This window comes from Pantoea sp. CS_6 (assembly GCF_041954745.1).
Lineage (GTDB): Bacteria > Pseudomonadota > Gammaproteobacteria > Enterobacterales > Enterobacteriaceae > Pantoea > Pantoea stewartii.
This window is the reverse complement of record NZ_JAVAYG010000003.1, coordinates 75173-94692: the sequence shown is the minus strand read 5'-3', so window position 1 is coordinate 94692 and position 19520 is coordinate 75173. Positions and strand designations below refer to the sequence as shown.

Below are 19520 nucleotides of genomic sequence, written 5' to 3'. Positions count from 1 at the left end.
CGGCTATTTCCAACAACGTGAATAAATAATGCATCAAGATAAAGATCTCTCAACGTGGCAGACATTCCGTCGACTCTGGCCGATGATCGCACCCAACAAAGCTGGCTTAATTGTGGCGGCTACTGCCCTGATTATTAATGCCGCAGGCGATACGTTAATGCTCTCCCTGTTGAAGCCTTTGCTGGATGACGGCTTTGGTAAAGCGGACAGATCCGTGATGCTGTGGATGCCGTTGGCAGTCATCGGCTTGATGCTGGTTCGTGGCGTAAGCAGCTATATCTCCAGCTACTGCATCTCATGGGTGTCAGGCAATGTGGTGATGAATATGCGCCGTCGTCTGTTCAGCCATATGATGGGCATGCCGGTCGCGTTCTTCGATCAGCAATCCACGGGTACGTTACTCTCTCGCATCACCTATGATTCGGAACAGGTCGCCTCGTCGTCATCGGGGGCGCTGGTCACCGTGGTGCGTGAGGGCGCTTCGATAATTGGCCTGTTTATCATGATGTTTTATTACAGCTGGCAGCTGTCGTTGATTCTGATTGTTCTGGCTCCAATCGTATCCTTCGCGATTCGTACCGTATCAAAGCGCTTCCGCAACATCAGCAAATCGATGCAAAACACCATGGGACAGGTGACGACCAGTGCCGAGCAGATGCTGAAAGGGCACAAAGAAGTGCTGATTTTTGGTGGCCAGGACATTGAATCCGAGCGTTTTGCCAAGGTCAGTAACCGCATGCGTCAGCAGGGGATGAAGCTCGTTTCAGCCTCTTCAATCTCCGATCCGGTTATTCAGCTCATTGCTTCTCTGGCTCTGGCATTCGTTCTGTACGCCGCCAGTTTCCCCAGCGTGATGGATACGCTGACTGCGGGGACCATTACGGTGGTCTTCTCATCTATGATCGCTCTGATGCGTCCGCTGAAATCGCTGACAAATGTGAATGCGCAGTTTCAGCGTGGTATGGCGGCCTGTCAGACGCTGTTCTCCATTCTCGACAGTGAGCAGGAGAACGACACCGGTACGCGTGAAATCACGCGCGCAAAAGGTGATGTCGAATTCCGAGGTGTGACCTTCACCTATCCCGGCCGTGAAACACCTGCGTTGAAAAACATTAACCTGATGCTGCCTGCCGGAAAAACCGTTGCCTTAGTCGGGCGCTCCGGCTCAGGTAAATCGACTATCGCCAGTTTGCTGACGCGTTTTTATGATATTCAGCAGGGCGAGATTTTACTGGATGGTCATGACCTGCGTGAATACACCTTAGCGTCGTTGCGTAATCAGGTCGCACTTGTGTCGCAAAATGTGCATCTGTTCAACGATACTGTTGCCAATAACATTGCCTATGCGCGCAGTGAACAGTATAGCCGCGAGGAAATCGAAAAGGCGGCGACGATGGCACACGCGATGGACTTTATTAATAAAATGGACAAGGGGCTGGATACCGTCATCGGGGAAAATGGTGTGTTGCTATCAGGCGGTCAACGCCAGCGTATCGCCATCGCCCGCGCTCTGCTGCGTGACTGTCCTATCCTGATTCTTGATGAAGCCACCTCTGCGCTGGACACCGAGTCCGAGCGAGCTATCCAGTCTGCTCTGGATGAGCTGCAGAAAAACCGCACCTCACTGGTGATTGCGCATCGCCTTTCTACTATTGAAAAAGCGGATGAAATTGTGGTGGTGGAAGAGGGCAATATCATCGAACGCGGTACGCACGCCGACCTGCTGGCGGAAAAAGGTGCTTATGCTCAACTCCATAAAATGCAGTTCGGCCAATGATTGAGCGCATCTGGAGTGGCCGATCGCCATTATGGTTAGTCCTGTGGCCACTCAGTGTGCTCTATGGTGCCATCACGGCGCTAATCCGCCTCAGCTTCCGGCGTGGCTGGCGTAAAAGCTGGCGTGCGCCCTTGCCTGTTGTCGTGGTGGGGAATCTGACCGCGGGCGGGAATGGTAAAACACCCGTGGTCATCTGGCTGGTTGACGCCCTGCAGCAGCGAGGATTACGGGTAGGTGTGATTTCCCGCGGCTACGGGGGGAAAGCAGACCGCTATCCGCTGTGTGTCACTGCGGAAACCGCCACCGATCAGGCGGGTGACGAGCCGGTGCTGATTGCGCAGCGCACAGCTGCACCCGTGGCAGTGGCACCGCGACGCCGTGAGGCGATCGAAGCCCTTCTGCAACATCATTCACTGGATCTCATCGTGACTGATGATGGCCTGCAACATTATGCGCTCCAGCGCGATCGGGAAATTGTGGTGGTGGATGGCGTGCGACGTTTTGGCAACGGCTGGTGGTTACCTGCCGGACCCATGCGGGAACGGGCATCCCGCATTAAGACGGTAGACGCGGTGATCGTTAACGGTGGTGAAGCGCAGCAGGGCGAAATTGCCATGCAACTGCAGGCGGGGATGGCAACCCATCTGCTCAGCGGTGAACAACGACCGCTCAACACGTTGCACGATGTCGTCGCCATGGCCGGCATTGGTCATCCGCCGCGCTTTTTTCATACCTTAAAACAGCACGGTCTGACGCCCGTTGCGGAGATCGCCTTTGCCGATCATCATGCTTACAGCGAAGAGGAACTGTCGCGTCTGGTCACGCCCGGCCAAACGCTGTTGATGACGGAGAAAGATGCCGTTAAATGCCGCGCATTCGCGCAATCCTCATGGTGGTATCTTCCCGTCGATGCCCATCTGCAGGCTGAGGCAGCGACGCTACTGTTAGACGATATACAACGCCTGTGTGGCACGTATTCATCACGGGAGCCGCACTAATTCCCACTGAGAAGGAAGAGAATGGGCACGCATTCACTTTCACGACAGCAGGCACGTAATATTCAGCTCGCGGCGCAGGGGTTATTGCGTCCGGTGAAACGTCGGGCACGTTTTCAGGATATTTCAGCCTGCATTAGCCGCATGTCGCTGTTGCAAATCGACACCATCAATGTGGTGGCCCGCAGTCCGTATCTTGTCTTATTCAGTCGCTTAGGCGACTATCCGCCCGTCTGGCTGGACGAGTCGCTGGCGCAGGGGGAGATTTTCGAATACTGGGCGCATGAAGCCTGTTTTATTCCCCGCGCAGATTACCGATTACTGCGGCACCGCATGCTGTCGCCAGAGCGCCTGGGCTGGAAATACAGTGCAGACTGGGCAACGGAACATCAGCAGGAAATCGCTGATCTACTTACCTATATACGCGACAACGGGCCCGTCAGATCGGCTGATTTCGCCAGTGGAAAAAATCATAAGCCAGGATGGTGGGCATGGAAACCCCACAAGCGGCATCTCGAAAACCTGTTCAGTTCAGGGGAGCTAATGGTGTCAGCGCGCCATAATTTTCAGCGCGTCTATGATTTACGCTCACGTGTCATGCCTGACTGGCAGGATGCGCTGCATGCTATCAGTGAGGATGACGCTGTCCGCCTGATGTTAGTGAACAGCGCACGCAGCCTGGGCATTTTTCGCCGTGAGTGGCTGGCAGACTATTACCGGCTAAAGCGCGCGCCCGTTAAAGACTTTGTCTTATGGGCACAGGCGGCCGGCGAAATCATGCCGGTTGAGGTCGACGGCATGGGAGAGATGTGGCTGCATCGGGACGCTCAGGCCGCATTAGCCACGCCGTTGATCGCAACACATACCACGCTGTTATCCCCTTTCGATCCGCTGGTATGGGACAGGAAACGTGCGCTTGCGTTGTTTGACTTTGACTACCGCATTGAATGTTACACGCCTGCGGCCAAACGTAAATATGGCTATTTTGTCTTACCGGTGCTGCATCGGGGCCAACTCAAAGCCCGTCTGGATGCACGGATGGTGCGCTCAACAGCCTTGCTGGAAATTAACAACATCTGGCTGGAACCTGACGTCGCGGTAACCGTTTCCTTTCTCAATGACGTGCAACGTGCTATTGAACGCTTCGCCCGTTGGCAGGGGGCCGAAACGGTTTTGCTAAAGAATGCGCCTTCGGCGTTACTGACACACTGGCCAACGCGCTGGCAGCTTAACAATTCCTGATGCAGCGCGGGTGTGATTTACCCGCTCTCATCAGCGCTGTGATATGCTTTAGTCCTTACGCTCTCGGTCCGAGATGGAGGACATATGGATCACCGTTTACTCGAAATCGTTGCCTGCCCGGTTTGTAATGGCAAATTGTACTTTAACAAAGAACAGCAAGAGCTGATCTGCAAGCCCGACGCGCTGGCTTTCCCTGTGCGTGACGGTATTCCGGTACTGCTGGAAAACGAAGCCCGTACGTTATCGGTTGAAGAGATCCATCCATGAGTTTTATTGCCATCATTCCTGCGCGTTATGCTTCCACCCGTTTATCGGGTAAACCCCTGGTTGATATTCATGGCAAGCCAATGGTGGTGCATGTGATGGAGCGCGCCCGGGAATCGGGTGCCAGCCGTGTGATTGTCGCGACCGATCATCCTGAGGTGGCCTGCGCTGTCGAGGCTGCCGGTGGCGAGGTGTGTATGACACGCGCCGATCATCATTCCGGTACGGAACGCCTTGCAGAAGTGATTGAAAAATATCAGTTCGCGGATGACCAGATCATCGTCAATGTTCAGGGCGACGAACCCATGATCCCCGCTGATATCGTCCATCAGGTGGCGACCAATCTGGCTCAGGCTGACGCCGGCATGGCGACGCTGGCGGTGCCGGTTACGGATGCGGAAGAGGCGTTCAATCCCAACGCCGTCAAGGTGGTCATGGATGCCAGAGGCTACGCGTTGTATTTTTCACGCGCGACGATTCCCTGGGATCGTGAACGTTATGCGCAGTCCCGGGAACAGATCGGTGACACGCTGCTGCGACATATCGGCATTTATGCTTATCGTGCCGGGTTTATTCGTCGCTATATCAGCTGGGAACCCTGTCCGCTTGAGCAGATCGAACTGCTGGAGCAGTTGCGCGTGCTGTGGTACGGCGAAAAGATCCACGTTGCGGTGGCAAAAACGATTCCGGGCGTTGGCGTGGATACGCCAGAGGATCTCACCCGGGTCCGCGCCGCGATGCTTCGCTGACCTGTTCCGCTTCTTGTGCGATGACCGTCTGCGTACGCGGCTGAGGCGCCGGGTTAAGGTCGCACTCAGCCTGCGCCATGACGGATGTGCGCCTTTGCGTCTATCCATCAGAGGGTGAGGCGGATGAGAAGCGTTGCAATGCGCTCCCCAGCGTTTCGTAGATTGCGCGTTCGCTGTGACTCATCCACAGCGGGGAAGGATAAAAACGTTCCCACCAGTTAAGTGGCGAAGTAATCGCCAGCTGATTGGCGGGCGCTGCAATCGGCTTGAGGCCTGCCTGATTGAAAAACCGCATCGCGCGCGGCATATGATTAGCTGAGGTAACCAGCAGGAAAGGGTGGTGCCCGATGAGCGTGCTGACAGCCTGCGCCTCCTGTGCGGTATCTTTTGGCTGATCCAGCAGACGAATGTGCGATGAAGGTACGCCCAGGCTTTCGGCAACCTGTGCGGCGACCCAGGCATTACTTTTGGGATTTTGCCCTGCCGCAGCACCGGTAAAGACCAGGGTAGCATCCGGATGGCGCTGCCACTGACGCACACCTTCTGTCACGCGAGGCAAACTGTTGTTCAGCAGGTTCGAGCTGGGCGCCCAGGCCGGGTTATAGGTATAGCCGCCCCCTAACACCACGATGTAATCGACTTTTTCAGTCCCATTCCACGTCGGGTAATGCGATTCGACGGGCAACAGTAAGCGATCGGCGACCGGCTGTAGGCTTATCAGTAATAACATCAGCCAACTCACTGAGATAAAGATTTTACCGCTTTTCTGCCAGCGGCTGAACCAAAGCAGCAAAATACCGACAGCCATTAAAAGAAGCAGAAAAGGCAGGGGCAGTAACAGGTTGCCAAATGCCTTTTTCAGCATAAAAAACATGTAAATTCCCTCTTGTTGTCCGAAAAAACAGCAGCCAGAGCAGAAGAAGGGCATGAAAGCTTCATTCTTACGGCACCTGTGACAAAATAGCATACGTTTTACCGCAGCATACCGGAGTCCATGCCATGCAGGATCGTAACTTTGACGATCTCGCGGATAAATTTTCGCAAAATATTTACGGCACCACCAAAGGCCGGGTGCGTCAGGCAATCGTCTGGGATGAGCTTGAAGCCTTGCTTCCCAGCCTGACGTCCTTGTCTCCCTCACTGAACGTGCTGGATGCGGGCGGTGGCATTGGGCAAATTTCCAGTGGACTGGCCGCGCGGGGCCATCAGATTCTGCTGTGCGACCTCTCAGGTGAAATGTTGCGCCGTGCCCAGGAAAATGCGGATGCGCTGGGTGTGAGCCATAACATGCAATTCAAACAAATTAGCGCGCAGCAGGTCGGTGAACATTTGGATAAGCCGGTGGATCTGGTATTGTTTCACGCTGTGCTTGAATGGGTCGCTGAACCGGAAACTGTGCTGAAAGCCCTGTTTGATACATTGCGGCCGGGAGGCGTGCTGTCATTGATGTTTTATAACCTGCATGGGTTAACATTACGCACCCTGACGCTGGGCAATTTTGGTTACCTTCGTACCAACTTAACCAAGCGTAAGAAGCGCACGCTGTCACCGGACTATCCGCGCGATCCTGACGATGTGTCACGCTGGTTACAGGCCTGCGGTTTCCAGATTGAACAGCGTGCCGGGATTCGGGTGTTCAGCGACTATATGAAGCCGCCTAAAGGCGAGCCAAAAAGCGACGACGAAATCATTGAGATGGAGCGGCGTTTTTGCCGTCAGGAACCCTTTTTAAGCTTAGGGCGTTACATCCACGTGACCGCGCGCAAACCCGGGCAGAAGGACGAATTATGAGTGAATTTTCCCAGACGGTACCGGAGCTGGTATCCTGGGCGCGCAAGAACGACTTCTCCCTTGCGCTGCCCGTTGAACGTCTGGCTTTTTTGCTGGCCATCGCCACGCTGAATGGCGAGCGCATGGACGGAGAAATGAGTGAAGGTGACCTGGTCGATGCGTTTCGTCATGTCAGCAAAGCGTTTGAACAAACCAGCGAAACCGTACTGGTGCGGGCCAACAACGCCATCAATGATATGGTGCGTCAGCGCCTGTTGAACCGTTTCACCAGTGAATTAACTGAAGGCAATGCAATTTATCGTCTGACGCCGCTGGCCATCGGCATCACGGATTACTATATCCGCCAGCGCGAGTTCTCCACGCTGCGGCTTTCCATGCAGCTTTCCATCGTTGCCGCTGAACTTAAGCGTGCCGCCGACGCGGCGCAGGAGAATGGCGATGAATTTCACTGGCATCGTAACGTATTCGCGCCGCTGAAATACTCCGTAGCCGAAATCTTCGACAGCATTGATATGACGCAACGCCTGATGGATGAGCAGCAGCAGGCGGTGAAAGCGGATATTGCGGAGCTACTGAATAAAGACTGGCGCGCCGCGATTTCAAGCTGTGAAATGTTACTGTCGGAAACTTCCGGTACGCTGCGTGAATTGCAGGATACGCTGGAAGCGGCCGGTGACAAACTCCAGGAAAATCTGCTGCGTATTCAGGACGCGACGCTGGACAGCCCGGATTTGGGCTTCGTCGATAAACTGGTGTTCGATCTGCAAAGTAAACTCGACCGCATCACCAGTTGGGGGCAGCAGGCCATTGACCTGTGGATTGGTTATGACCGCCACGTACATAAATTTATCCGCACCGCTATCGACATGGACAAAAACCGTGTTTTTGCCCAGCGCCTGCGCGTATCCGTACAGAACTATTTTGACTCACCCTGGGCGCTGACTTATGCCAATGCCGAACGTCTTTACGATATGCGTGACGATGAGCTGACGCTGCGTAATGACGAAGTGATGGGCGAATTACCTGCTGAACTGGAGTTCGAAGAATTTAATGAAATTCGCGAGCAGCTGGCGGCCATGATCGAAGAAGCCTTAACGATTTATAAAACGCAGCAAAAACCGCTTAACCTCGCCGCCGTCATGCGCGACTATCTGGCCCAGTACCCGCGCGCGCGTCACTTCGACCTTGCGCGCATTGTCGTGGACCAGGCGGTGCGATTAGGTGTAGCGGAAGCCGATTTAGCCGGTTTGCCTGTGGAATGGCAAGCCATTAATGATTACGGAGCCAAGGTGCAGGCACATGTCATCGACAAATATTGAACAAGTGATGCCGGTTAAGCTGGCACAGGCACTGGCAAATCCGATTTTTCCGGCGCTGGACAGCCAGTTACGTGCCGGTCGCCATATTGGCATTGAAGAGCTGGATAACCACGCTTTTCTGATGGATTACCAGCAGTATCTGGAAGAGTTTTACACGCGCTACAACGTTGAGCTGATCCGTGCTCCAGAGGGCTTTTTCTATCTGCGTCCACGCTCAACCACGCTGATTCCCCGTTCCGTGCTTTCCGAACTGGACATGATGGTCGGGAAAATCCTCTGCTATCTGTATCTCAGCCCGGAACGCCTGGCGAATGAAGGCATTTTCACGCAACAGGAACTCTATGATGAACTGCTGTCCCTGGCGGACGAAAGCAAGCTGCTGAAGCTGGTTAACCAGCGTTCAACCGGGTCGGATCTCGATCGGGCTAAGTTACAGGAAAAAATGCGTGCGTCCTTAAGCCGCCTGCGCCGTCTGGGCATGGTGTGGTTTTTTGGCAACGACAGCAGCAAGTTTCGTATTACCGAGTCTGTCTTCCGCTTTGGTGCCGATGTCCGTAGCGGTGATGATGCGCGTGAAGCGCAACTGCGCCTGATCCGCGATGGCGAAGCGATGTTGCTGGACAACACGACGGCAGCCACAGAGGCTGATGACAGTGAAGAGAATGACAGCGATGCGGGTGATATCGCGGAGGAAGAGCAGGCATGATTGAACGCGGCAAATTTCGTTCGCTAACCCTGATCAACTGGAACGGGTTTTTTGCCCGAACCTTTGATCTGGATGAACTGGTCACCACGCTGTCGGGCGGAAACGGGGCAGGTAAGTCCACCACAATGGCAGCCTTTGTCACGGCGCTGATTCCTGACTTAACCCTGCTGCATTTCCGTAACACCACCGAAGCGGGCGCAACCTCAGGCTCACGCGATAAAGGCCTGCACGGTAAACTGCGGGCAGGCGTCTGCTACGCGATGCTGGACGTAGTGAACTCACGCCATCAACGTGTGGTGGTCGGGGTCCGGTTACAGCAGGTGGCAGGACGTGACAAAAAGGTTGATATCAAGCCCTTTAGTATCCATGGCTTGCCCACGGATACGCTGCCCACGGACATGCTCACGGAAATTCTGAACAGCCGTCAGGCGCGCGTGTTACCGCTTAATGAGGTCAAAGAACGCGTCGAGGCGCTGGAAGGTGTCCAGTATCGGCAGTACAGCTCGGTAACGGACTATCACGCGATGATGTTTGATCTGGGGATTGTGCCGCGTCGTCTGCGTACCGCCAGCGACCGCAGTAAGTTTTATCGCCTGATTGAAGCCTCTCTGTACGGCGGTATCTCCAGCGCCATCACCCGTTCTCTGCGCGATTATCTGTTGCCTGAAAACAGTGGCGTGCGTAAAGCGTTCCAGGACATGGAAGCTGCGCTGCGCGAAAACCGTATGACGCTGGAAGCGATCCGCGTAACCCAGTCTGATCGCGATCTGTTTAAGCACCTGATTTCTGAAGCCACCAGCTATGTATCGGCCGACTATATGCGTCATGCCAACGAACGACGCATCCACCTGGATAGCGCACTACAGCTGCGCAATGAACTGTTCACCAGCCGCAAGCAGCTGGCGTCGGAGCAGTATCGCCACGTGGAAATGGCACGAGAGCTGGCTGAACACAGCGGGGCAGAGAACGATCTTGAAATTGATTATCAGGCGGCCAGCGATCACCTGAATCTGGTGCAGACGGCAATGCGCCAGCAGGAAAAAATTACCCGTTATGACAGTGATATCGAGGATCTGACACTTCGCCTGGAAGAACAGAGTGAAGTCGTGGCCGAAGCGCGTGAAATCCAGGAAGAAAATGAAGCCCGTGCTGAAGCGGCCGAACTGGAAGTGGATGAGCTGAAAAGTCAGCTGGCCGATTTTCAGCAGGCGCTGGACGTGCAGCAAACCCGTGCCATTCAGTATCAGCAGGCGTTACAGGCTCTGGAACGTGCGCGTTCGCTGTGTGAATTGCCTGAGCTGAACATTGACAACGCGGCGGAATGGCAGGCCAGCTTCCAGGCCAAAGAAGAAGAAGCAACCGGGCAGTTGTTGCGCCTGGAGCAGAAACTGAGTGTGGCCGAAGCGGCGCACAGTCAGTTTGAACAGGCCTTATCGCTGGTGACCAGCATTGCCGGTGAGGTCAGCCGTAAAGAGGCCTGGCAAGTCGGGCGCGATCTCCTGCGTGATGCCAGCAATCAGCGTCACCACGCCGATCAGCTTGCTTCACTGCGCCTGCGTCTGAGCGAACTTGAACAGCGCCTGCGCGAGCAGCAGGAGGCAGAACGCCTGCTGGCGGAATTCTGCAAGCGTCAGGGGCAGCAATATGAGCCTGATGCGCTGGAAGGATTGCAGCGTGAACTGGAAGCCCAAATCGAGCAGTTGAACAGCAGCGTTGCCGATGCGGGCGAACAGCGTATGTTGATGCGTCAGGAGCTGGAACAGCTCCGTCAGCGCATCGCGACGTTGACCGCGCGTGCGCCGCACTGGCTGGCTGCGCAAGAAATCCTGACGCAGCTCAGCGAGCAAACCGGTCAGGCGTTGACCAGCAGCCAGGACGTTACGGAATACATGCAGCAGCTGCTGGAGCGGGAACGTGAAACCACCGTTGAACGTGATGAAGTGGCCGCAAGGAAACGTGAAATTGAGCAGCAGATTGAGCGCTTGAGCCAGCCGGGCGGTGCGGAAGATCCGCGACTGAACCAGCTGGCCGAACGCTTTGGCGGTGTGCTGCTGTCTGAGATTTATGACGATGTCACGCTCGACGATGCGCCTTACTTCTCCGCCCTGTACGGCCCGTCACGTCACGCCATTGTGGTGCCCGATCTTTCACTGGTGCGTGAGCAACTGGATGGCCTGGAAGAGTGCCCGGAAGATCTCTATTTGATCGAGGGCGATCCGCAATCCTTTGATGACAGCGTGTTCAGCGTCGACGAGTTACAAAATGCCGTCGTGGTCAAGGTGGCCGAGCGCCAGTGGCGCTATTCCCGCTTCCCTAAAATCCCGCTTTTCGGCCGGGCGGCACGCGAAAACCAGCTGGAGTTGCTCAATAACGAACGCGATCGCCTGGCGGAACGGTATGCCACCCTGTCGTTTGATGTTCAAAAGACGCAGCGGCTTCATCAGTCATTCAGCCGTTTTATCGGTAGCCATCTGGCGGTCGCCTTTGATGACGATCCCGAAGCGCAGATCCGTCAGCTCGGCGCCCGTCGGGGTGAGCTGGAACGTGCGCTCAACCAGCATGAAAGCAACAATCAGCAGCAGCGTCAGCAGTTTGACCTGGCCAAAGAGGGCGTTGCGCAGCTTAACCGCCTGTTGCCGCGCGTGAATCTGTTACTGGACGACACGCTGGCAGACCGTTGTGAAGAGATCCGTGAGCAGGTGGAAGACGCGCAGGAAGCCGCACGCTTCCTCCATCAGCATGGGGCGAAGCTGGCCAAACTTGAACCGATGCTGGCGGTGCTGCAGAGCGATCCGGAACAGCACGACCAGTTGCAGGCAGATTACCAGCATGCACAGCAGCAGCAGCAGCGCGCGCGTCAGCAGGCTTTTGCGCTGACCGAGGTGGTACAGCGTCGCGCTCACTTCAGCTATGACGACTCGGCCAGTATGCTCGGTGGCAACACCGATCTGAGTGATAAGCTGCGCCAGCGTCTGGAGCAGGCGGAAGCGGAGCGCAGCCGCTGCCGTGAGCGCCTGCGCGCACATCAGTCGCAGCTGACCCAGTATTCTCAGGTGCTGGCATCGCTGAAAAGCGCTTATGACGCCAAACGCGACATGCTGAAAGAGTTGCAGCAGGAGATGCAGGATATCGGTGTGCAGGCCGATGCCAGCGCGGAAGAACGCGCCCGTATCCGCCGTGACGAGCTGTATACCGCGCTCAGTCACAATCGTGCCCGCCGTAACCAGCTGGAGAAACAGCTCACCTTCTGCGAAGCCGAAATGGACAATCTGCAGAAGAAACTGCGCCAGCTTGAGCGCAACTATCATCAGATCCGCGAACAGGTGGTCAGTGCCAAAGCAGGCTGGTGCATGGTGCTGCGTCTGGTGAAGGACAATGGCGTGGAGCGGCGTCTGCATCGTCGGGAACTGGCTTACCTGAGCGCGGATGAGCTGCGTTCAATGTCGGATAAGGCACTCGGTGCGCTGCGCCTGGCGGTGGCGGATAACGAACACCTGCGCGATGTGCTGCGCCTGTCGGAAGATCCCAAACGGCCAGAGCGTAAAATTCAGTTCTTTATCGCCGTGTATCAGCATCTGCGCGAACGTATCCGTCAGGACATTATCCGTACCGACGATCCGGTTGAAGCCATCGAACAGATGGAAATCGAGCTGAACCGTCTGACGGAAGAGCTGACTGCCCGCGAGCAAACGCTGGCCATCAGTTCACGCAGCGTGGCGAACATTATTCGCAAAACGATTCAGCGTGAACAGAACCGTATTCGCCAGCTGAACCAGGGGTTACAGACCGTCAGCTTTGGACAGGTACGCAGCGTGCGGCTCAACGTGAACGTGCGGGAAACACACGCGATGCTGCTCGATACCTTGTCCGAAGAGCATGAACAGCATCAGGATCTGTTTAACAGCAACCGACTGACCTTCTCGGAAGCGCTGGCAAAACTGTATCAACGCCTCAATCCACAGATCGATATGGGACAGCGCACGCCGCAGACAATCGGTGAAGAACTGCTGGATTACCGTAACTACCTGGAGATGGAAGTCGAGGTGAATCGTGGCTCCGATGGCTGGCTGCGTGCAGAAAGTGGTGCGCTCTCTACCGGTGAAGCGATTGGTACCGGTATGTCGATCCTGGTCATGGTCGTGCAGAGCTGGGAAGAGGAATCACGCCGTCTGCGTGGGAAAGATATCTCACCCTGCCGCTTGCTGTTCCTGGATGAAGCCGCCCGTCTGGATGCGCGTTCAATCGCCACGCTGTTTGAACTCTGTGAGCGCCTGGAGATGCAACTGGTCATCGCTGCACCTGAGAACATCAGTCCTGAGAAGGGCACGACCTACAAACTGATGCGTAAAGTGTTTAACAACACCGAACACGTTCATGTCGTGGGATTACGGGGTTTCGCCGCCGATCCGCTGCCTGCCAAACGCGGCAGTGAAGCCGATTCGGCCAGTGAAACGACGACATAATATTCGTGCGGCAAGGATAGTCAAAAACAGCGCCATTGGTTAATCTGGTAACGGCATTTGTCGCAGGAGGCAAATGCCGTTTTTGTTTGTATACTCAGTCATATGAGTAACAGCCCGATTGCAGCTTTTTCCTCTCAGGCTGCGCGGTAGATTAATGAAGGGGGCAGGGATGTTACTGAATAAAGGCTTAACAATTCATCAGGTTAGTTCATGGCTGGTTCTGGCACTTGCCCTGAGTCCGTGCGTGCCGTCCCAGGCGGCTATCATCGCGGCCATGCCCGGTGTCCATTCGACCCAGGCCACCACCTCTGTTTCTGCCAGTCAGCAAAAAATTCGCCAGGCGTTTGCCAGTGACAGTCAGCCTTTTTACGGTGCTTCACTGGCCGCCCTGTATGCCGCGCGAAATATGCAACCGATCTGGCAGGATCATGACGCCGTGCAGAAGTTTCAGCAGCAGCTGGCTGAGGTAGCGTTATCCGGCGTCCAGCCACAATTTACCCGGTGGGTGGAGCGTCTGACCGATCCATCCATTACCGGATTCGCCCGCGATGTGACACTGTCCGATGCCATGCTGGGTTATCTGCAGTTTGTCTCGTCGGTTCCTGCACAGGGAGAAACGTGGCTCTACAGTACGGTGCCCTATAAGTTGGCGGTGCCGTCGGTGTCCGTCATTAATGCCTGGCAGAACGCCGTGAATGCGGGACGGGCAGCGGCCTTTGTGAATTCGCTGGAACCGCAACATCCGCAGTATCCCTTAATGCACAAAGCGTTAATAAACCTGCTTAACGATAAACAGCCGTGGCCGCAAATCAAAAATCGCGACACGGTAAGGCCCGGTCAGGTCAGTGATGATGTACCGGCACTGCGGGAAATCCTGCGGCGCAGCGGTATGTTAAGTGCACAGACGACGGCACCTGCACCGAATGACGATGCGGTTCCTACTGCGCCAGTTACGGTCAGCCACAGTGAACCTGTCGCGGTCAGCCCGTCTGCCGTTGCCGTGAACGCTATTCCGCCACCACCGCCAGGCGCGCCGGACAACGTACAAGTGGCACCTACGGCGACAAGTGGCGTCAATGTCTATGACGATAATCTGGTTGCAGCGGTAAAACGCTTTCAACAGTGGCAGGGGCTGGACGCGGATGGAGCCATTGGTCCGCGTACGCGTGAATGGCTGAATGTGTCACCTCAGCAACGTGCTGCCCTGCTGGCGCTGAACATTCAACGCCTGCGTTTGCTGCCGGATGATATGCACAACGGCATTATGGTCAACATTCCCAATTACTCGTTGAATTATTACAACAATGGCACCCGGGTGCTGACATCGCGGGTGATTGTGGGCCGGCCAGACCGTAAAACGCCACTGATGCGCAGCGCGCTCAACAACGTGGTGCTGAATCCGCCCTGGAATGTGCCTACCACGCTGGTGCGCCAGGACATCATTCCAAAAGTGAAACAGGACCCGACGTACCTGTATAAGCATGGATATACCCTGCTGTCGGGCTGGAGTGCGGATGCAGAGGTGATCGATCCCACCATGATCGACTGGAGTATGGTGTCAGCCTCGTCGTTCCCGTACCGAATTCGTCAGGCGCCGGGGCAGACCAATTCACTGGGCCGTTTCAAATTTAATATGCCCAGTTCAGATGCTATCTATTTGCACGACACGCCCAATCATAATCTGTTCCAGCGTGATATTCGCGCACTCAGCTCGGGCTGCGTGCGGGTCAACAAAGCGTCAGAACTGGCGGGCATTCTGCTGCAGGATGTAGGCTGGAATGATGCCCGTATCTCAGGGACGTTAAAACAGGGTGATACGCGCTATGTGCCTATTCGCCATCGAATACCGGTTAACCTGTATTATTTAACCGCCTGGGTCGCGGATGATGGTAAAACGCAGTTTCGTACAGATATTTACAATTATGATAATACTGCCCGTTCCGGGAGTCTGGTGCTGAGTCGCGCGCAGCAGTTGCTCCTCTAACGGTTGATTTTTAACCGTAAGTGCGCATTGCGCGCAGGAAGATGGCCTGAGAAAGCCGGTGCCTCCGATGAGGCGCCGTCTTCCAAACTTGCCAGACATGGGTTGACGTGCTACCGCGAGAAAGTTATGGTTCCGCCAGTGCGTTTTTTGCACGTGTCATTGGCTCTGTTCTCAGGTAAAACGCTTCATGTCTACAATTGATTCTGTCCGTCGCAAACTGTTGTTTTGCGGAAGTGCCGCTGCGGGACTGGCTTTGTTGCCGACGTCAGCGATGGCTTCACTCTCTACGTCACGACCGCGCGTCTTAACGCTGAATAACCTTCACACGGGTGAAACCCTCAAAACAGAATTCTTCAACGGTAAAAGTTACGACAAGAGCGAGTTATCGCGTCTTAACCATTTTTTCCGTGACTACCGCGCCAATAAAATCAAAAGTATCGATCCCCATCTTTTCGATCAGCTCTACCGCCTTCAGGCACTGCTGGAAACGCGTAAGCCCGTTCAACTGATCTCGGGCTACCGCACTCTGGCCACCAATAATATGCTGCGCGAATCAGGTCCTGGTGTCGCAAAACACAGCTACCACACCAAAGGTCAGGCGATGGATTTCCATATTGAGGGGATTAGTCTGGCGAATGTCCGGAAAGCCGCGTTAAAAATGCGGGCGGGTGGTGTAGGATATTACCCCAGCAGCAACTTTGTACATATTGATACCGGTCCGGTCAGGCACTGGTCGTAACGTCGGCAACGCTGCGGGTGCCGACCATGGAGCGTTATGAATTATCACATTATCCCCGTTACCGCCTTCGCGCAGAACTGTTCGGTTATCTGGTGCGACACCACACGTGAATCTGCGATAGTGGATCCGGGTGGTGACGCCGATACAATCAGGCAAACGCTGAAACAGCTTGATTTAACGCCTGGCCAGATCCTGCTGACGCATGGTCATCTTGATCATGTCGGGGCCGCGGCGGAACTGGCGGCCTGCTGGAACATACCACTGGTAGGCCCGCACAAACAGGATGCGTTCTGGCTTGAGGCATTGCCCACGCAGAGCCAGATGTTTGGACTTGAGTACTGCGCGCCGTTTACGCCCGATCGCTGGCTGGAAGAGGGGGACACTGTTCAGGTTGGTCAGGTTAATCTTGAGGTTCTGCACTGTCCCGGTCATACGCCAGGTCATATCGTGTTTTTTGACCGACAGGGGCGTTTACTGGTTTCCGGTGATGTGATCTTTAACGGTGGTGTAGGACGCACCGACTTTCCGCAGGGTAACCATCAGCATCTGATTGATGCCATCAAAAACAAAGTGTTGCCGCTGGGAGATGATGTGACGTTTTTGCCCGGTCACGGTCCGCTATCCACTTTAGATCGTGAACGTCTGACGAATCCTTTTCTGCAATAAAAAATGGGCCAGTCAGGCCCATTTTTTTCATAAGGACAGGATTACAGCACGGCGACAATCGCTTCACACAGGGCAGACATATTATCGGGCGTCATCCCGGCCACGTTCACCCGGCCTGAGTTCACCGCATATACGCCAAACTCTTCACGCAGACGAATGACCTGATCTTTGGTCAGCCCGCTGAACGAGAACATACCGTTCTGCTTAATGATAAAGCTGAAATCCTGCTGCGCCCCTTTTTCCGCCAGCGTATTCACAAACAGCTGACGCATGCGCTGGATACGCTGACGCATATCGGACAACTCCTGCTGCCAGATGGTACGAAGCGCGTCATTTCCCAGGATGGTTGCAACCACTGCCGCACCGTGTGACGGTGGGTTAGAGTAGTTCGCGCGAATCGTGTACTTCACCTGACTGAAGGCGGTATCAGCCGTGGCTGCATCGCTCGCCACCAGCGTAATCGCACCTACGCGTTCATTATACAGACCAAAGTTTTTGGAATAGGAACTGGCCACAATCAGCTCCTGATGGCTGGCCGCAAACAGACGCAGACCTTCTGCATCTTCTTCCAGCCCACGGGCAAAGCCCTGATAGGCGAAGTCAAACAGCGGCAACCAGCCATTGGCTTTGGAAAGCGCAGCCAGCTGTTGCCACTGCTCTGTTGTCGGATCGATACCGGTTGGGTTATGGCAGCAGCCGTGGAACAGCACCACATCACCGGCTTTAACCTCTTTCAGCGAGGCCAGCATGTTGTCAAAGTCCAGCGTATGGTTGACCGCATCATAATACGAGTATTCACACACCTCGAGACCCGCGGCGTTAAACACGTTTTTATGGTTCGGCCAGCTCGGGTTGCTGACCCATACGCGCTTCACCGACGTCTGCGTGGCCAGAAAATCCGCAGCAATACGCAGTGCACCTGTCCCGCCTGGCGTCTGAGCGGAACGTATGCGGCCCGCCGAAATCAGGGCGTTGCCTTTACCAAATAACAATTCCTGAGTGCAGTGTGCGAAATCCGGCAGACCGTCAATGCTCAGGTAATTTTTGCTGGTCTCGTTTTCCAGCAGATATTGCTCTGCTTTTTTAACGCTGGTGAGCACCGGGGTTTTCCCGGTTTCATCTTTATAAACGCCAATACCGAGATTAATTTTATTCGGGCGGTCATCGGCACGAAACAGATCGGCCAGGCCAAGGATAGGATCGGCAGGTGCAGCAGAGATCGATTCAAACATGAGTCGGGTCCAGTAGCGTGAACTTTAGCAAATGAAGCATCAGGTTAACGTCAGCACGGCGAAATGCCAACCGTTTGCGATAAAATTCATTGTCCGGTCGGCAGAATTACCGGTACTTATAGGGAGAAGGGGGCCACGTATCGGCTACGCTGAATAAAGGCAATAAAAAACGGAGCCGAAGCTCCGTTTTTTGTACTGCATCAACAAACTTAGAACTGATAAACCACACCCAGGCCGACTACGTCGTCGTTAGGAATGCCCAGTGGGTTGTTTTTGTCCAGCTGGTTGATTTTATAATCAACGTAGGTGGCCATGTTTTTGTTGAAGTAGTAGGTTGCGCCCACATCGAAGTATTTGTAGATATCCGCATCGCCAATACCTTCGATATCTTTGCCTTTAGACTGAACATAGGCCAGTGAAGGACGCAGACCGAAGTCAAACTGGTACTGTGCAACCAGTTCGATTTCTTGAGTTTTGTTAGCGAATGCATCACCGCTAAATGTCTGGCCGTTTACGTTGAACACACCGCTGATTGGTGTAGAGTTGCGGGTTTCACCGTACATCGCTGCCAGGTATACATTGTTAGCGTCATATTTCAGCGCAGTTGCCCAGTTTTCTGCATGCTTACCAGCACCAACGCCAGCGCCACGAGCGGTTACTGCGTTGTTGTTACTTACGGAACCGTCAGACTGGGTATTGGTACGATCGCTGCTGCTATAGGCACCTACGATACCCACGCCGATCGGAGAGGTGTACGAGGTTGAAATACCGTAGCCGTCGCCATTAGCACGACGAGGATCGGTACGATCGTTTTTGCCTTGATACTGAAGCGCAAAATTCCAGCCATCTACCAGACCAAAGAAATTGGTGTTGCGGTAGGTCAGCAGACCGCCGTTACGACCGTTCATGAAATTATCTGTGTAGCCTGAGTCGCCACCAAATACTGGCAGCATATCGGTCCAGCCGATTGCATCATAAACCACACCGTAGTTACGGCCGTAGTCGATTGAGCCGGCATCGCCGAATTTCAGACCCGCAAAGCCCAGACGGGTTTTGTTACCGCTCTGCGCGTCAGAACCTTCAGAGTTATTACCCTGAATGTTGTATTCCCACTGACCGTAACCGGTCATCTCGTCATTGATCTTGGTTTCGCCTTTGAAGCCGAAGCGAATATAAGTCTGATCGCCGTCATCACCTGAGTTATCAGAGAACTGGTGACGCGCATCCACTTTACCGTACAGGTCCAGCTTATTGCCGTCTTTATTATAAACTTCTGCTGCATTGGCTGCGCCAGCGGCGAGCAGAGCAGGGATAACCACTGCCAGAATGTTGCGCTTCATCATTATTTATTACCCTCATTGGAGTTATTTGGACACCTGCCACTGCCGTCAAGAAATCTTTACATGAACCTTGAAAGAAGTTTGGTGTCTCCTGTGTCTGCACGCATCTTTCCATCCCCCATCGGGTAATTCTACTGCGAAAATGCTACAAAAGTCGTAATCTTGTTTCAAATATAAAAAATGTATTTCTAAATGTAAAAATAACGGAACTTTGTGAGTCATATCAAAATTTACAAAAATAAAAAAAGGCCGG

The 19520-nt window shown here is 54.5% G+C and carries 15 protein-coding genes; 12 read left to right on the top strand and 3 right to left on the bottom strand.

Annotation, left to right across the window (positions count from 1 at the left end; genetic code table 11):
• Positions 1-28 precede the first annotated feature (28 nt).
• The 5 genes from msbA (at position 29) to kdsB (ending at position 5027) form a co-directional block, all read left to right on the top strand.
• Positions 29-1777, top strand: a complete 1749-nt coding sequence (gene msbA, locus RAC90_RS05685; protein WP_033737638.1) for a lipid A ABC transporter ATP-binding protein/permease MsbA — start codon at positions 29-31, stop codon at positions 1775-1777.
• Positions 1774-2775 (top strand): tetraacyldisaccharide 4'-kinase, encoded by a 1002-nt coding sequence (gene lpxK / locus RAC90_RS05680; RefSeq protein ID WP_263758736.1) that lies wholly within the window; start codon positions 1774-1776, stop codon positions 2773-2775. Before msbA ends, lpxK begins: the two co-directional genes overlap by 4 nt.
• Positions 2776-2796: 21 nt before the next feature.
• Complete coding sequence (locus RAC90_RS05675; RefSeq protein ID WP_054687941.1) at positions 2797-4014, top strand: winged helix-turn-helix domain-containing protein; 1218 nt, start codon at positions 2797-2799, stop codon at positions 4012-4014.
• Between the two features lie 84 nt (positions 4015-4098).
• Positions 4099-4281 carry a Trm112 family protein gene (locus RAC90_RS05670; RefSeq protein WP_006118631.1) on the top strand — a complete coding sequence of 61 codons (183 nt, stop codon included), beginning with the start codon at positions 4099-4101 and terminating at the stop codon, positions 4279-4281.
• Positions 4278-5027, top strand: coding sequence for a 3-deoxy-manno-octulosonate cytidylyltransferase (gene kdsB / locus RAC90_RS05665; RefSeq protein WP_375124102.1), 750 nt, complete (start codon positions 4278-4280; stop codon positions 5025-5027). The genes RAC90_RS05670 and kdsB overlap by 4 nt, the downstream gene beginning before the upstream one ends.
• Before the next feature lie 100 nt (positions 5028-5127).
• On the opposite strand, the gene elyC is transcribed toward kdsB, so the two are convergent.
• On the bottom strand, positions 5128-5901 hold the full coding sequence (elyC, locus tag RAC90_RS05660; RefSeq protein ID WP_054634226.1) for an envelope biogenesis factor ElyC: 774 nt from the start codon (positions 5899-5901) through the stop codon (positions 5128-5130).
• A 125-nt stretch (positions 5902-6026) separates the two neighbouring features.
• Between elyC and cmoM the strand changes: the two genes are divergently transcribed.
• The 7 genes from cmoM to RAC90_RS05625 all read left to right on the top strand — a co-directional run bounded on the left by cmoM (position 6027) and on the right by RAC90_RS05625 (position 16695).
• Positions 6027-6818 carry a tRNA uridine 5-oxyacetic acid(34) methyltransferase CmoM gene (gene cmoM / locus RAC90_RS05655; RefSeq protein ID WP_375124101.1) on the top strand — a complete coding sequence of 264 codons (792 nt, stop codon included), beginning with the start codon at positions 6027-6029 and terminating at the stop codon, positions 6816-6818.
• Positions 6815-8137, top strand: coding sequence for a chromosome partition protein MukF (gene mukF / locus RAC90_RS05650; protein ID WP_033737632.1), 1323 nt, complete (start codon positions 6815-6817; stop codon positions 8135-8137). The genes cmoM and mukF overlap by 4 nt, the downstream gene beginning before the upstream one ends.
• Entirely contained in the window at positions 8118-8843 is a 726-nt protein-coding gene (gene mukE, locus RAC90_RS05645) for a chromosome partition protein MukE (protein ID WP_006118636.1), read from the top strand. Before mukF ends, mukE begins: the two co-directional genes overlap by 20 nt.
• A complete protein-coding gene (mukB, locus tag RAC90_RS05640) occupies positions 8840-13306 on the top strand; it encodes a chromosome partition protein MukB (RefSeq protein WP_006118637.1) in 4467 nt (1488 codons plus the stop codon). Before mukE ends, mukB begins: the two co-directional genes overlap by 4 nt.
• Positions 13307-13475: 169 nt before the next feature.
• Entirely contained in the window at positions 13476-15290 is a 1815-nt protein-coding gene (gene ldtD, locus RAC90_RS05635) for a L,D-transpeptidase (RefSeq protein WP_133745113.1), read from the top strand.
• Between the two features lie 187 nt (positions 15291-15477).
• Entirely contained in the window at positions 15478-16029 is a 552-nt protein-coding gene (locus tag RAC90_RS05630; RefSeq protein WP_033737630.1) for a YcbK family protein, read from the top strand.
• Positions 16030-16065: 36 nt separating this feature from the next.
• Complete coding sequence (locus RAC90_RS05625; RefSeq protein WP_375124100.1) at positions 16066-16695, top strand: MBL fold metallo-hydrolase; 630 nt, start codon at positions 16066-16068, stop codon at positions 16693-16695.
• Between the two features lie 41 nt (positions 16696-16736).
• Here the strand turns inward: RAC90_RS05625 and RAC90_RS05620 are convergent, their stop codons facing one another.
• The gene (locus RAC90_RS05620) at positions 16737-17927 is read right to left on the bottom strand and encodes an amino acid aminotransferase (protein ID WP_375124098.1); all 1191 of its coding nucleotides are present in this window, start codon (positions 17925-17927) and stop codon (positions 16737-16739) included.
• Between the two features lie 209 nt (positions 17928-18136).
• The gene (gene ompF / locus RAC90_RS05615) at positions 18137-19270 is read right to left on the bottom strand and encodes a porin OmpF (protein WP_269751056.1); all 1134 of its coding nucleotides are present in this window, start codon (positions 19268-19270) and stop codon (positions 18137-18139) included.
• Between the last annotated feature and the right edge of the window lie 250 nt (positions 19271-19520).

What these genes read in the sequence shown, in the direction of transcription:
- msbA (WP_033737638.1), top strand. Translation starts at nt 29, where the DNA reads ATGCATCAAGATAAAGATCTCTCAACGTGGCAGACATTCCGTCGACTC.
- lpxK (WP_263758736.1), top strand. Translation starts at nt 1,774, where the DNA reads ATGATTGAGCGCATCTGGAGTGGCCGATCGCCATTATGGTTAGTCCTG.
- RAC90_RS05675 (WP_054687941.1), top strand. Translation starts at nt 2,797, where the DNA reads ATGGGCACGCATTCACTTTCACGACAGCAGGCACGTAATATTCAGCTC.
- RAC90_RS05670 (WP_006118631.1), top strand. Translation starts at nt 4,099, where the DNA reads ATGGATCACCGTTTACTCGAAATCGTTGCCTGCCCGGTTTGTAATGGC.
- kdsB (WP_375124102.1), top strand. Translation starts at nt 4,278, where the DNA reads ATGAGTTTTATTGCCATCATTCCTGCGCGTTATGCTTCCACCCGTTTA.
- elyC (WP_054634226.1), bottom strand. Translation starts at nt 5,901, where the DNA reads ATGTTTTTTATGCTGAAAAAGGCATTTGGCAACCTGTTACTGCCCCTG.
- cmoM (WP_375124101.1), top strand. Translation starts at nt 6,027, where the DNA reads ATGCAGGATCGTAACTTTGACGATCTCGCGGATAAATTTTCGCAAAAT.
- mukF (WP_033737632.1), top strand. Translation starts at nt 6,815, where the DNA reads ATGAGTGAATTTTCCCAGACGGTACCGGAGCTGGTATCCTGGGCGCGC.
- mukE (WP_006118636.1), top strand. Translation starts at nt 8,118, where the DNA reads ATGTCATCGACAAATATTGAACAAGTGATGCCGGTTAAGCTGGCACAG.
- mukB (WP_006118637.1), top strand. Translation starts at nt 8,840, where the DNA reads ATGATTGAACGCGGCAAATTTCGTTCGCTAACCCTGATCAACTGGAAC.
- ldtD (WP_133745113.1), top strand. Translation starts at nt 13,476, where the DNA reads ATGTTACTGAATAAAGGCTTAACAATTCATCAGGTTAGTTCATGGCTG.
- RAC90_RS05630 (WP_033737630.1), top strand. Translation starts at nt 15,478, where the DNA reads ATGTCTACAATTGATTCTGTCCGTCGCAAACTGTTGTTTTGCGGAAGT.
- RAC90_RS05625 (WP_375124100.1), top strand. Translation starts at nt 16,066, where the DNA reads ATGAATTATCACATTATCCCCGTTACCGCCTTCGCGCAGAACTGTTCG.
- RAC90_RS05620 (WP_375124098.1), bottom strand. Translation starts at nt 17,927, where the DNA reads ATGTTTGAATCGATCTCTGCTGCACCTGCCGATCCTATCCTTGGCCTG.
- ompF (WP_269751056.1), bottom strand. Translation starts at nt 19,270, where the DNA reads ATGATGAAGCGCAACATTCTGGCAGTGGTTATCCCTGCTCTGCTCGCC.